The sequence below is a fragment of the Methanobrevibacter millerae genome, from assembly GCF_900103415.1.
In the GTDB taxonomy this organism is placed as follows: domain Archaea; phylum Methanobacteriota; class Methanobacteria; order Methanobacteriales; family Methanobacteriaceae; genus Methanocatella; species Methanocatella millerae.
Genome location: NZ_FMXB01000032.1, coordinates 1 through 14,814, shown reverse-complemented (window position 1 = coordinate 14,814; position 14,814 = coordinate 1). Strand labels below are relative to the sequence as shown.

General features: G+C 37.2%; 12 protein-coding genes. 10 read left to right on the top strand and 2 right to left on the bottom strand.

The genetic code is table 11. The annotated features are described in order from the left end of the window. Positions 1-96: 96 nt before the first annotated feature. Positions 97-2,712 carry a hypothetical protein gene (locus F3G70_RS11605; RefSeq protein WP_149732866.1) on the bottom strand — a complete coding sequence of 872 codons (2,616 nt, stop codon included), beginning with the start codon at positions 2,710-2,712 and terminating at the stop codon, positions 97-99. 489 nt (positions 2,713-3,201) lie between these two features. Here F3G70_RS11605 and F3G70_RS12355 point away from each other — a divergent pair, with 489 nt between their 5' ends. From F3G70_RS12355 to uvrB, 5 genes are all read left to right on the top strand, one after another. Continuing rightward, complete coding sequence (locus F3G70_RS12355; RefSeq protein WP_262492230.1) at positions 3,202-3,324, top strand: hypothetical protein; 123 nt, start codon at positions 3,202-3,204, stop codon at positions 3,322-3,324. 475 nt (positions 3,325-3,799) lie between these two features. Next, entirely contained in the window at positions 3,800-4,165 is a 366-nt protein-coding gene (locus tag F3G70_RS11595) for a zinc ribbon domain-containing protein (RefSeq protein ID WP_149732865.1), read from the top strand. Between the two features lie 85 nt (positions 4,166-4,250). Further along, entirely contained in the window at positions 4,251-5,165 is a 915-nt protein-coding gene (locus tag F3G70_RS11590; protein WP_149732864.1) for a ribose-phosphate diphosphokinase, read from the top strand. A 1-nt stretch (position 5,166) separates the two neighbouring features. Then, positions 5,167-5,466: a hypothetical protein gene (locus tag F3G70_RS11585; protein WP_149732863.1), complete on the top strand. Its 300-nt coding sequence runs from the start codon at positions 5,167-5,169 to the stop codon at positions 5,464-5,466. Continuing rightward, on the top strand, positions 5,463-7,424 hold the full coding sequence (gene uvrB / locus F3G70_RS11580; RefSeq protein WP_149732862.1) for an excinuclease ABC subunit UvrB: 1,962 nt from the start codon (positions 5,463-5,465) through the stop codon (positions 7,422-7,424). The genes F3G70_RS11585 and uvrB overlap by 4 nt, the downstream gene beginning before the upstream one ends. 2 nt (positions 7,425-7,426) lie before the next feature. Here the strand turns inward: uvrB and F3G70_RS11575 are convergent, their stop codons facing one another. Beyond that, positions 7,427-8,332, bottom strand: a complete 906-nt coding sequence (locus F3G70_RS11575) for an AEC family transporter (protein WP_149732861.1) — start codon at positions 8,330-8,332, stop codon at positions 7,427-7,429. Between the two features lie 96 nt (positions 8,333-8,428). Here F3G70_RS11575 and uvrA point away from each other — a divergent pair, with 96 nt between their 5' ends. The 5 genes from uvrA to F3G70_RS11550 all read left to right on the top strand — a co-directional run. Next, on the top strand, positions 8,429-11,311 hold the full coding sequence (gene uvrA, locus F3G70_RS11570) for an excinuclease ABC subunit UvrA (RefSeq protein WP_149732860.1): 2,883 nt from the start codon (positions 8,429-8,431) through the stop codon (positions 11,309-11,311). A 234-nt stretch (positions 11,312-11,545) separates the two neighbouring features. Next, complete coding sequence (locus F3G70_RS11565; protein WP_149732859.1) at positions 11,546-11,776, top strand: hypothetical protein; 231 nt, start codon at positions 11,546-11,548, stop codon at positions 11,774-11,776. Positions 11,777-12,050: 274 nt separating this feature from the next. After that, a complete protein-coding gene (locus F3G70_RS11560; protein ID WP_149732867.1) occupies positions 12,051-12,869 on the top strand; it encodes a DUF368 domain-containing protein in 819 nt (272 codons plus the stop codon). Positions 12,870-13,755: 886 nt separating this feature from the next. Further along, positions 13,756-13,998 (top strand): IS200/IS605 family transposase, encoded by a 243-nt coding sequence (tnpA, locus tag F3G70_RS12530; RefSeq protein ID WP_394349331.1) that lies wholly within the window; start codon positions 13,756-13,758, stop codon positions 13,996-13,998. 156 nt (positions 13,999-14,154) lie between these two features. Next, on the top strand, positions 14,155-14,814 hold a 660-nt coding region (locus tag F3G70_RS11550; protein WP_223166090.1), incomplete at its 3' end, for a hypothetical protein.

The following is a 14,814-nucleotide window of genomic DNA, read 5'->3' as shown; positions in this document are numbered from 1 at the left end:
AAAAAAAATCTAGGAATCCCCGACCTCTAAAAGGTCGGGGAGGTTCAATTTAGCATATGAATTGAATTCCCCTAAGAATGGGGAATATAAAAAGTTTTAGATTGTTATGTTTTCAGTATATGTGTTTGTATTGCCGTTTCCATCAGTGAACACGACTTTGATTTCGTGTTTTCCAAGCAACAAGCTTAACAGGTCTATGATAATCTGTGTCAAATCATCGGTGGTTGTGGCATTGAACACAAGTATTCCGTCAATATAGACAAGAATGTGTCCGTTTCTGAAGTCCTTGTTGAATATCTGATTCAATACGCCCAATGTTAGCTTATTGTTGCTGATTGAAATCTGATGATTATTCATAGTTATTTTGTCTATGCTTCTATATCCTGTGCCGGAACCTGAATATCTTGAATATGATGATGGACTAATGTCATCCCCTTCAGCAGATCCGGTGTATTCAAAATTATTAGGTGAATTGTCGCTAAACACATTATTATCATCGTAAAACGGCCCATTTCTGTATACTGCCCCAGCATCCTCTGTTGCAACATTTCTAAGGAATTCTGAGCCAGTGCATGTCACTGTGCCACTGGAATAGTATAATGCGCCCCCTAATCTGGCAGTGTTTTCAAGGAATTTTGAATTGTCAATGGTTGTTGTTCTAACTGACTCATAAACAGCTCCGCCCTTATTCTTTGCAGTGTTTTGAGTGAATGTTGTGTCCTTTATATTGAAGTTAATTGAATTGACATACGCTGCTCCACCATCGACTGTAGCGGAATTCTTGATGAATTCACAGCCGTTAATATTGACATTAGTCAACACTGCAAAAGATAATGCACCGCCGTATCTGCCAACATTTTCAATAAACTTGACATTGTTTAAATTTGCTTCCCCGTAGCCCATTGTCATGGCGAGCACAGAGCCGTCACTGTCCTGAGCGTTGAAGTTTTTGAATGTTGCATCTGAAATTGTCACTTTCACCCCGTTTAGGGAAGTTAAGAATCCTATAACTGTAAGGAAACTATGTGCATTGTTTCCGTCAAGGACATTGTTGTTTCCATTTATGACAAGGTTTTTTAAACCTGCAGAGCTCTTCAATACAATATTTTTGGTTGCTTTATAATTTCCTTCAGCCAAATTAATTATGCAATTAGGAGCAACCTGCTTTTGTGCATTTTCTAATGCATCAGCCAATTCATTATAATTATGAACAGTGACCTCTTTTACGTCATGCATAAATGTGAATTCTAAAGGATCATTATAATAATAGTAATATAATGTGAATTCAACACTGCCCTTATCTGAATTCGGGAATGGCTCATAATAGAAACTGTACTTACCGGCTTGAGTTACTGTAGCATTTGTTGCTTTAATATTAGAAATAGCATAAATTGAAGGAAAATCTTTCTTAGAGTTGTCTTTCGCTGATTTTAAAGAAAGTTCTAGAAGTGTTTTTTCATTTGGCATGTAATCAGTTTTATTAAGACTAATATAATACCAGTCATCAACTACTACATTTCCTCTTACATTAGGCTTTTCATTTTTATTTTGGTCAGTGTTTCCCCACCAATTATTGTTGGCAATTACTTTAGACCTATAATTTGAAACAATACACGCATTTTTTACTTGATCAGTGAAAGTGCAGTTAGTTATAAATACAGTAGGACTGTCTTTCATAAGATATGGGTTTATAACATTAATGGTATCGCCCAGATCTTGATAACCAGGATTATCTGCCCTATCTCCAATGAAATTGCATGACTCAATTCTTGATGTATCACCATCGAATATACATATTGAGGAACCTGTAAGCATCGCTTTATTGCCTATAAAATTACAGCATATAATGTCGGAATTACTCCCAGAATATATTGCTCCATAAAATTTGCAGGTATTATTGATAAAATCACATCTTTCAACATGTAAAGATGATTCATCGGTCCAGATGGCACTACCTTGTTCAGCAATATTATTTTTAAAAACAGAATCTAATATAATACAGAAACCACCTTTTACACCAATTGCACCACCGTATAAGAGCGTAGCAGTATCTCTTTCAAAGTGATTATGGTCAAAAACTGAATTAAGAACCCTTAATTTACAGTCTTTTGCATAAAGAGCACCACCTTCACCACTTACTGTGAAACCACCCTGATTATCTTTAAAAGTACAATTAACTAAAGTAACCGCTCCGCCAGAGATATACAGACCAGCACCATTGGTCCAACTTAATTTTCCGTTTATGAAATTTAAGTTTTCCAATACAACAGTTTGTTTTGAATTAAGGCTAACAGACATTATTCTATCCAACAGTTTTCCGTCCAAAGTATGTCCGTCCCCTTTAAAAATTATTGACTTTTCAATAGTAAGAGTTTCTGAATCCTCCTCAGCATAATAATCTCTAGCTATAGAAAACCAATCCCCCTCAGGCACCTCATCAATTATTCTTTGCAATTCATGAAAAGTGCCCGGACGCTTTGGAACTCCTAAAATATCTTCCTGAGTCGTATCATCATTAATTTCCTGAGTTTTTTCTAATATACTATCTTCTTGAGTCGTATCATCATTAATTTCCTGAGTTTCTAATATACTGTCTTCTTCTTGATTTAGAGGCATATCCTCATTTGATTGAGGATTGTCTGCTGCACTAACCAAAGCAACAGAAGATAAAAATACTAATACAATAATCAGGAAAAAATATATTTTTTTCATAAAGTTTACCTCCTATTATTTAAAATGTATGATTTAATTTATTATTTAAAAATTTTGTTTAAATTAAATGGGGCTCTTTTAAACTTGTGTGATTTTTTTTCATTTTGAGGGTTGGACACGAACTCACTAATTTTTAAATTTTTTTTGCTTATTTTTTCTTTAGTTTTATATGCTATGAAGTATAATCTATTATTATAGATTTAAATCTTTATGGTCGTTTTATTCATGCTTTTAAAGGATGATACTATTAATCAGACCATGTTGGTACATATAGACTTGATGAAATTGATTCCAAAAGATTATCCGTGTTATTTATTAAAAATGTGGCTGATAATATTGATTGTTCTGAAACGAATCGTGAGTTTGCTGATACGCCTGGAGAATTTGCGTATCTTGTGAATTGTTGTTTAGGCTTGTTTTGATTAGTGTTTTAATGGAAGATTATCTTCACGTGAGATTGAGCGAAGAACTCAGACTGATGTTGGTTATATGTACTTGGCAGGCATGCAGCATCCCAGTTATCGTACAATTTTGAGATTCAAGTGCGATTATTCTGATTTGATTGATGAAGCATTTAAAATGACTATTAAAATAGCAACCGAAGAGGATTAGTTAAAATTCATCATGTGAGTTTAGATGGAACTAAAATAAAAGCAAAAACAACTATGAACAAATTAACAAATTAACAACAATTAAAAATAATGAAATAACATCTTGAAGAAAGTATTATATTAGATGAACAAGAAGACGAAGAATTAGGTGAAGAATCTGGAAACAGTGTTCCAGAAACACTAACAGATGAAGAAAAATTTAAAGAAGTCTTTGAAAAAATCAAAAAATCTTAAGTAAACACAGAATTTAAACTATATGCAATAGGACACAACCTAAAAATGACTCTATAATGAAATAAACAGAAAAAATAATAAACAAACAAAATTTTTCTTAAAATAGAAATTAGTTAAAAAATTTTGCCTCCCATCTTGAAATTGTTTCTAAAAAAACGATGTTGATTCCCTTACATTGAATTCTAATAAAATTTTGCTTAGAAAAATAACTTTATATATTTCTAATTATCAATTATTTAGTAATGACAAGAATTTGTTCAAGATGTGAATTTGAAAATCAGGATGATTATGATTATTGCGCCAAATGTGGAACTCCGTTAGTGGAAGGCCTAAAACCGAACAATGTTATTGTCGTTAAGGCGGAACCAAGGCTTAATAAAAAGATAATGATTCTGTCCTATTTAATAACCATTTTCCTGTCATGGAGCGGTTTTGTCGTAACTGTCCTTACAAAGCATTCCAGTATGGGAATTTTCACATTCTTCGGATTTTTCATACCATTCTACCTTATCCAGGCACCTATAAGAGAACTTAGACGCCACGGTATCATTCAGCTGCTTATTGCCACCGTTGGAGTTGCTCTATCACTTTACGTGATGTTAAATTAAATTACAGTGCGTTAATCGAATTGTATACTTAACTTTTTATTTATTAAAAAACATATTAATTAACAATAAACTTTTGGGTGATACTATGATTATAAGTGGTTCAGCTTCTCAAGATTTGGCAGCTCATGTTGCAAAGGAATTAGGGGAAGAATTATGTTATGTTGAGTTTAAAAAATTTCCGGATGGAGAAAGATACCTTCGCGTTGACGGAAGGGTTGATGAAGAGGTTACCATTATCCAATCCACGGGATATCCTCAGGATGAAAACCTGATGGAGCTTTTGTTTTTGATTTCAAACGTCAAGGATCTTGGAGCCAAATACGTTCGTGTAGTAACTCCTTATCTTGGCTATGCAAGACAGGAAAAACGTTTCAATGACGGCGAAGCCATATCAGCAAGAATCGTAACTAATTTAATCGAGGCTGCAGGCGCCGACGAGTTCATTACCTTCAACATTCATGAGGAATGCGTATTGGATTTCTTTTCAATCAAAACCAGAAACGTTTCAGCAATGCCTGCAATAGCTTCATATATTCAAAAGAAATACATCAAAAAGGAAAAGGACAATCCGATTATCATAGCTCCGGATAAGGGCGCTTATGGATTTGCACGTGAAATGGCAGAAATTATAGGATGCGACTGCACATATTTATCCAAGGTCCGTCTGGGACCGGACAAGGTCGAAACCAGAATCGTTGACGTCAGATGCGAAGGCGGAGATGAAAGCACAGTCAACGTGGATTCAGTCAAGGGCAAAAACGCCTTCATAATTGACGACATTATCGCTACAGGCGGAACAATCGTCAATGCAATTAACATTTTAAAACAGTATGGGGCCAAAACGGTTGACGTATGTTGCGTTCATCCAATATTGACCAACGGCGGAACCGTAAGGATTTACTCAGCCGGTGCGGATAAGATAATCGCAACAAACAGTCTGTCTTCAGACACCTCCCGTGTTTCACTGGCTCAAAGCATAGCTGATGTATTGAGGGAATAGCATGCCAATTGATAAGGAAAGGATTAAGCAGGAACTGCTTGACGAATCAAATGATATTTTAAACGAGTGGAATGAGCCTTACGTTGTGGACGGCATTTCAGTAATGAATGCTCAGGGCAAAATGACCTTTTTGGGTTCATTAAGGGTATTTGACGAGAGAAACGCTCCCAGCATAATTAGGGAAGTCAAATCCAGACTGTCCAAGTATGGAAAGCTCACAGTAAGGGATGAAAGGATAATACCTTGCTGTTCTGCAAGATACACTCATATCAGTTTCAATATCGTTGTTGATAATGCATGAAGGAATTTAAACTTAAATCACCATACAAACCACTTGGTGATCAGCCAAAGGCCATTGACTCCTTGGTTAATGGTATCAATGATAATCTGCGCGATCAGACTCTTTTGGGAGTTACCGGTTCCGGAAAGACTTTCACAATGGCAAATGTCATTGAAAAGGTTCAAAAGCCTACTCTGGTAATTTCCCATAACAAGACGCTGGCAGCACAGCTCTACGAGGAATTCAAGGAGTTTTTCCCGGACAATGCCGTGGAGTATTTTGTCAGCTATTACGATTATTACCAGCCTGAAGCCTACGTGCCGAGAACCGACACATTCATTGATAAGGAAGCGTCAATTAATGACGATATAGACATGATGCGACATTCCGCAACCCAGTCTCTCCTTTCAAGGGATGACGTAATCGTTGTAAGCAGCGTAAGCTGCATTTACGGTATCGGTTCTCCCGAGGATTACGGTGAATTCGCATTTGGAATAGCCGTAGGTGACATTTACGACCGCTCCGAAATTCTAAAAAGACTTGTTTTCATGCAGTATGAGCGAAACGACATCGAATTTGACCGTGGACACTTCAGGGTCCGTGGAGATGTCATCGAAATCAATCCGGTTCACGGAACACCTCCGATAAGGATTGAACTGTTCGGTGATGAAATCGATGCCATAAGCATTATAGACAGGGTTACGGGTAAAAAGCAGGAAAGCCTACAAAGATACATGATTTTCCCCGCAAAGCACTTCGTGGTCGGTCAGGACAAGATGGATGTGGCTATTTCCAACATTAAAGCAGAATTAAACGAGCGCCTGGATGAGCTCAACGCCATGAACAAGTTTCTTGAAGCCCAAAGGCTGGAGCAGAGAACCCGCTTTGACATTGAAATGCTTCAGGAAATGGGATACTGTCCCGGCGTAGAAAACTATTCAATGCATCTTTCAGGACGGAAATGGGGAGAAAAGCCATATTCACTATTGAAGTACTTCCCTGAAGACTTTTTAACGATAATTGACGAATCACACGTAACCGTTCCTCAAATCAGGGGAATGTATAACGGAGACCGTGCACGTAAGGAAACTCTTGTCGAATATGGATTCAGGCTGCCTTCAGCAAAGGAAAACCGTCCGCTAAGGTTCGATGAGTTCGAATCATCAGTAAATCAGGTAATTTACGTATCGGCTACTCCCGGCCCATACGAGCTTGCAAGGTCACGTAACGTCGTGGAACAGATTATCCGTCCGACAGGTCTGGTTGACCCTGAAGTCATAATAAGGCCCGTTGAAGGCCAGGTCGATGATTTACTTGGCGAAGTTAAAAAACGGGCCGAGAGAAACGAACGTGTGCTGGTAACGACCCTTACAAAAAGGATGGCTGAGGACTTGACAGATTACTATGCCAAAATCGGCGTAAAGGTGCGCTATATGCACTCCGAAATCGACACTCTTGAAAGGATTGACATCGTCGATGACTTGAGAAGGGGAACATTTGACGTATTGGTTGGAGTTAATCTGTTAAGGGAAGGCCTGGATTTGCCTGAAGTCTCTCTTGTAGCAATTCTGGATGCCGACAAGGAAGGATTTTTAAGAAACGAAACCTCACTTATACAGACCATCGGACGTGCCGCAAGAAACGTAAACGGCCAGGTAATAATGTATGTCGACAAGATGACCGAATCCGTCAGAAACGCAACAGACATTACAAGAAAACGCCGCTACCTGCAGATGAAGTACAATGAGGAGCATGGAATCGTTCCTAAGTCAACCACAAGAACGTTAAAGGAAAAAACGGAAGCCGAAGAGAAAATCGTATCCGGCGCGGACTTAAGCAAAATGCCAAAAGACGAGTTAAGATTGCTGATTAAGGATATCGAAAGTGACATGAAGGAAGCTGCCGCAAGACTTGACTTTGAAAGGGCTGCTGAGCTTAGAAATAAATTGTATGCTCTTAAGGGATTTGAAAAGAGCTGAATTCACCCAGTCAATAAGGTTATTATTGCAGTAAGCGTAAATACGCTTAAAATCACGTTTGTAAATATCAGTGAACTCATCAAATCGCTGTCCAGATCGTATTCTATTGAAAGAACCAGCGCATTCATGGCTGTAGACATTCCCGCTTCAAGAATTCCTATGTTGAAAGCCATTCCTTTAATATTTAAGAACATCATCATGAAAAAGACAATTGCCGGAGCAAATATTAACTTGATTACTGATACGACAAGGGAATCCGATAGGTTCTGCCCGATGTTTGTGAATTCAAGTGAAAGTCCCATGCAGAGCATGATCAATGGAATTGTAGCCTGTCCGAAGTAGGTTAAAATGCTTTCGGCCACATATGGTATTGGAATGTTAAAGAAATTGAAAATCAATGCAAAAATCACAGCCCAGAGTGGAGTAAACTTAAGGATATTCTTGATTATATCCGGCTTTTCGCCTCCGAATTCCTTTGCAAGCAATACTCCGTAGGCAATGACCATTATGGTTGTTGACAAATCAAAAAATATTGCATTTAAAAGTCCTTCATTTCCAAAAACGCCCATTGAAACCGGATAGCCGATAAATCCGGTATTCATTATGGAAGCAGCCATTAATATTGTCCAGGTGGTTCTTTTGGAATAATTTCTCACCTTACAGTAGATGAACGCTATGCCGAATAAAATCAGGCTTGTGCACAGCCCAATAACCGGAAGGGACAGCATGTCCATTGTAACTGTGGCATCATGAAGATTAATGAAAATCAGTGAAGGCAAAGCGACATATAAAACGATTTTTGAGAGGAGTTCACGGTCGCTCTGTTCGATAAATGATATGTATTTCAAAAAATAGCCAAAAAGTATCATTAATGCGGGTATCAGTATAACTTCAATTGGGCTTGCCATAATTATTCCTTCTTATTAATTAATTTGATTTTTCCGATTACTTATCATTTACTCTTTCTAATAATTTATATAGTTAAGAACAAAAATATAATTATCATGACAGAAGACGCAAAAAAACAAATCGTCATCAAGGGTGCCAAGGAACACAATCTGCAAAATATTGATGTAAGCATCCCACGTGACGAATTCGTTGTAATTACTGGGCTGAGCGGTTCGGGAAAGTCTTCATTGGCTTTTGATACAATATATGCTGAAGGACAGCGAAGATATGTTGAATCATTATCCGCCTATGCTAGACAGTTTCTCGGACAGATGAAAAAGCCGGAAATGGAGTATATCGAGGGATTGTCTCCCGCCATTTCCATCGACCAGAAAACAACCAGGGAAAACCCGAGATCAACTGTAGGTACCATTACGGAAATCTATGACTATTTAAGATTATTGTTTGCAAGAATAGGCATTCCCCACTGTCCGAACTGTGGCAGAGAAGTTTCCCACCAGACCATAGGTCAAATTGGAGACAGCATAATCGAGGAAGGGGAAGGCATCAAGATACAGATATTGTCCCCGATTGTCCGTGACCGTAAAGGCCAGCATAAGGACGTTTTGGATGACTTGAGAAACAAGGGTTTTGTCCGTGTAAGGGTTGACGGTGAAATAAGAGACCTTGAAGAGGACATTGACCTTGCCAAAACATTCCGTCACAGCATTGATGTGGTGGTTGACCGTCTTAAAATCAGAAAGGACGTTGACTTTAAAAGGAGGCTTGTTGATTCGCTTGAAACTGCAGCGGAATTCGCCGATGGCCTGATTAATGTATTGTTCACGACAGATGACGGCGAATACGAAAAAAAGTACTCAGAGCACTTCGCATGTGTCGACTGTGGAATTAACTTTGAGGAACTGACTCCAAGAATGTTTTCATTTAACGCTCCACAGGGAGCATGTCCGGAATGTAACGGTATAGGCTCAAAAATGGAAATCGACCCTGATTTGATAGTGCCTGATGCCACATTGACGCTTAATGAGGGTGCCATTGCTCCGTGGTCAAAATCCGCAAAAAGGGAAAATTACTATTATCAGATGCTTGAAGCAGTTTCTAATTACTTCAGTTTCAGCATGGATGTTCCGTTTAATGAATTGCCACAGAAATATCAGGATACCGTATTGTACGGATGTAACGACAAGATTCCTTTCACGTTCAAGAGAAGAAACAAGTCATATATGGTAAACCGCAGGTTTGAAGGTGTAATACCAAGGATGGAGAGACTCTATCTTGAAACCAAGTCAAACTACTCAAGAAAATACATTTCAAAGTTCATGAGCGACAGGAAGTGCCATGTCTGTAACGGTAAGAGGCTGCGTCCTGAAGTGCTTGCAGTAACCGTTGGAGGAAAATCAATTGCTGATGTAGTTGAATTGCCTATAAAGGATTCCTACCAGTTCTTTTTGGATCTGGAGCTGACCGAAAGGGAAGAATACATTGCCAAAGAAGTCCTAAAGGAGATAAGAGAAAGGCTTAAATTCCTCGTTGACGTGGGACTTGACTATCTGTCAATGGAAAGGTCTTCAGGAACATTATCCGGTGGTGAAGCCCAGAGAATCAGGCTTGCAACCCAAATTGGTTCCGGTCTGGTTGGTGTTTTATACATTCTGGATGAGCCGAGCATAGGCCTTCACCAGAGGGATAACGTAAAGCTAATAGGTACCTTAAAAAGGCTTAGAAACCTTGGAAATACCGTTGTTGTCGTTGAACACGATGAGGAAACCATCCTGTCTGCAGACCACGTTGTCGATATCGGTCCTGGAGCGGGCGAACACGGAGGAAAAGTCATCGTTCAGGGAACTCCTCAGGAAATCATGATGTGTGAGGATTCAATTACCGGAAGGTATCTCTCAAGAAAAGAGGTAATAGATGTTCCGGAATCTCGCCGTGAAGGAAACGGCAATTTCATAACCATAAAGGGAGCTAAGCAGAATAATTTAAAGGACATTGATGTTGAAATTCCTTTAGGTAAGTTTACATGCGTCACAGGTGTCAGCGGATCCGGTAAAAGCAGCTTAATCAATGAAATTTTATATAAGGGAATCAAGGGTAAATTAACCCGTAAATTCACTTTCGCGGGAAAATACGATGATATTGAAGGCCTTGAAAATATCGATAAGATTATAGCTATTGACCAAAAGCCTATCGGACGTACGCCAAGGTCAAATCCCGCAACTTATACCGGAGTGTTTACCGACATAAGGGATCTCTTTGCAAACACTCCCGAATCAAAGGCACGGGGATACAAGCCGGGCAGATTCAGTTTCAACGTTAAGGGCGGAAGGTGTGAAGCCTGTTCAGGTGACGGTATTGTCCAGATTGAAATGCATTTCCTCGCTGACGTTTACGTTCCATGTGAAGTCTGCGGAGGCAAAAGGTACAATGAGGAGACCTTGGATATCCGTTATAAGGGAAAGAATATCTATGAAGTCCTTGAAATGACTGTAGAAGAAGCTTTGGAATTCTTTGAACACATTCCTAAAATCTATAAAAAGCTCAAGACATTGGATGACGTCGGATTGGGCTATATGAAAATAGGCCAGCCTGCAACCACATTATCAGGCGGTGAAGCTCAAAGAATCAAGCTTGCTAAGGAATTGTCACGTACCAGTACCGGCAATACGTTATATATTCTCGATGAACCGACTACAGGTCTTCATTTTGCCGACATTAAGCGCCTGCTTGAAGTATTGGCCAGATTGACCGATGCGGGAAATTCAATCGTTGTCATTGAACATAATCTGGACGTCATTAAAACCGCAGATTATATCATTGACTTGGGTCCTGACGGCGGTGACGGAGGAGGCCGTGTTATTGCAACGGGAACTCCAGAAGAGGTATCTGAAAGCGGAACCTACACCGGTGAGTTCCTGGATAAGATTCTCAATGAGAATATAACGCCATACGCAAAAGAACTGTTAGATGCTAAATAATCCAATTTAGCATTATTTTACTTTTTTTTTTAATTTGTCGTTATATTTGCAATATTTTGCATAATAGGTTCAGTAGCTGTTGTCAGTGCTGCAGATGTAAATGACGGTGGATATGCAGGCAGTAATTATCAGGATGATTTAGGTGGATGGGCTGGTAGCCAATATGATGGTGGCTATGCTGGAAGCAATTACCAAGATGATCTTGGCGGATGGGCTGGTAGCCAATACCAAGACATGGGCGGCTGGGCAGGTTGTCAATACAATGAAACAGCCAATAACATAAGGGCAAATTCAACCGGTCATGCAGCTGGAAATCCAAATCATAATTTAACTGCTCATGCAGCTACAAACACAACAAATGCAACTGCTCCTAGCACATTATCAGCTACAGGTAATCCAATTTTACTTTTACTCGGAATATGTGCAGTTTTAGGTGGTTACACAGTCTTCAAAAGAAAAAACTAGACTGAGTTGTTATATTTAAAAAAGCAGGGTTTTAATCCTGTTTTATTTCTTTTTTATTCTTTTTTTAATCATAAATTTTATTCAAAACTTTTTTTAAAACCTTTTAAGGTCAATATTCTCTTCATAATGTTATTTTTCACCGATTTGTAATTTTTCATCAGGAGGTAAAATATCAAAAACTATATTAAAAAGACGAATATAACTAATTAATGAGGAGATAATTGTGAACTTTAATTTATATGAAGCATTTTTAATTTTTATTCGTGGAGTATTGATGGGGTCTGCTGATATCGTTCCAGGTGTTAGCGGCGGAACTATTGCATTAATTACAGGCATTTATGAACGTCTGATTTATTCTATAAGTAAAATCAACTTCAAATTCATAAAGCCATTGGTCAAACTGGATTTAAAAGGATTTTGGAATGAATTATTGGATGAAATTGATTTCGCATTCTTCATTCCTCTGGTTTTGGGTATAGGAATAGCTATGCTTACTTTGGCCAAGGTAATTACCTATTGCATGGACGTCCACACGGCGCTTACATTTTCATTCTTTTTGGGCTTGATTATAGCATCCGCTTACGTATTGCTTAAGAAAATCCATAAACTGGGAATCAAGCACATCATTTTCACAGTAATCGGTTTGGTTTTGGCTTATATCTTTGTCAGCCTGAATCCTATAGCTGCTAATCATTCCCTTCCTGTCCTGTTCATATCAGGAATGATTGCAATATGCGCAATGATTCTTCCAGGAATTTCAGGATCATTTCTCTTATTGCTGCTTGGCCAATACGAATATATGCTTACTGCACTGCATGAGCTACATTTCACGGAAATAATTGTCTTTATCGTTGGTGCGCTTATAGGAATATTGGGTTTTTCAAAACTCCTGAATTACCTGCTTAAAAACTATGAGGAGTTTACCATGGCGTTTCTCATTGGTGTAATGCTTGGTACCTTAAAAATCCCGGTTGTCAATATCGCTTCAAATGTGGCATTCACTATTCCGGCTTTGCTTCCGTGCATTATCGTTGCAGTGATAGCATTTATGATAATCATTATAATGGAAACCCAGTTTAACTATATTGAATAGCTTTTGCTATTTGATATTCACTATTTTTTTTAATAATGCTTATTTTCAGCTTATTTTTCCTTAATGAATGATATCATGAAATTAAAGATAAACATTACATAAAATAAATTGAAGAACTTAATTCACCTTAAAATTAACTATTAATGGATTTGCTGCTTTATTGGTTTTTTATTTTTTAAAAATAGTTGGAATCAATGTTTTATTGTGGATGGAACTCCACAATATCCAGAAAAAACATTGATTTTTATCACATGGTTTTTTAAGTTGAATTTTTTTCAAAATTCTTGAGATTATTAATCTCTTGTTTTTATATTGAATTTTTAATTATATAAATTTTTGTAAAATGTGTGGATGCGGATGTTTGCTTATTTTCAAGAGATACCTGCTCCGTGAACTAATTTTCTGGATATTAATTCAATCCTATCATAAAACTTCACTAAACATCAGCCCACACAATATTTGGAGGTGGTTAATGGATGTTATATTACACCGATGATTATGTTAACATGTATTTTAATAGTATCATGCTAATAATTATCAATGCTTCTATTAACTTAGGTGACGCATCGACTTTAATCATAATGGTGATTTTATCATAATATTAGCAAGAATACCCCAACCTCTCTTAGGTTGGGGATGAATTGCGCGATGGGGGGTGTGTTTTTTTTTATAGTGTGCTTGTATTGGTGTACGTTTGTAATAGGTGGTTTTTAATATTTATTTGTTTATATTAGCTATTTATGAGTAGTGATTTGGATAGGAATCAGCATTCGGTATACAAGTTAACTTTTCATTTTGGTGTTGGTTGTTAAATATCGTAGGAAAGTGATTGATCAGGATATTTTTGATTCTTTGATGGTTATATTTTCAGATATTGGTGGTAAGTATGGTGTTAAGGGTTGAGGAGTCTAATTGGGAAGCTGATCATATTCATATACTATTTGATGCTATGCCTAGTACTAATCTTGTTAGGTTTATTAATGCATATAAAACTTCTAGCAGCAGGATTATTAAAAGAGATTATCCTGGTATTAAAAGGTTTCTTTGGAAGTGTGCTTTTTGGAAAACAGGTTATTTTATCACTACGTCTGGTTGGAGCAAATATAGAAACTATACGAAAATATATTGAAAGGCAAAGAGAAAAATAACTAAATATTATTATTTATTTGTACTGTGTATAATACTTATCAAGCACTCTAGGTGAAATTTTATTACTCTATAAAAAAAATAATTTATTATATTGTACTCATTTATAAAAAAAAGAATATGGTGGTTTTAAATTCGTATGAATGTTGTCAAAGAGAATATTGAGGTTAGGATTTATCCTGCAAAAGCAGATATGAATGATAAAGGTGAAAAGATTGTTAATATTAGTGCTGTTGAGTCTAATATTGGAATATATCGTTTTATCTACAATAAAGAATTGGAGTTTATCAACGACTTTAAACGCCTATTGATATATTATGGCTATGATGTTGATAAAATAATCGTCAATAAAAAATCCTGTGATGTTATTTTACATATGTTACGACAGGAGTATTCATTTCTGGAAAAAGCAGAATCCAGTAGTAGACAGCAGTCACAAATAGACTTTATAAGTGCTTTTAAAAACTATTATAATGTAAATCTAAAAGCACAACATCCAGTATATAAAATCAAGAAAAACAATAAAGACACATTCCGCATAATAAACAACAATAACAATGTAAGAATAAAAAAAGACAAATATGGGTACGATAAAATAAAACTTGCGGTACTGGGATTGGTGAAATTCAAAACCAGCAAAAAATACCGGGAATTGCTTCACCGTGGAAGCGACAAAAACGACCCAACAGTAAAAATCAAACATGTAACTGTCAAAAAAGTCAATGATAAATATTATGCTGTTTTCAATATCGAACGCATACACATACCCGAAAAAATCACTGGACCACTACAACAAGTA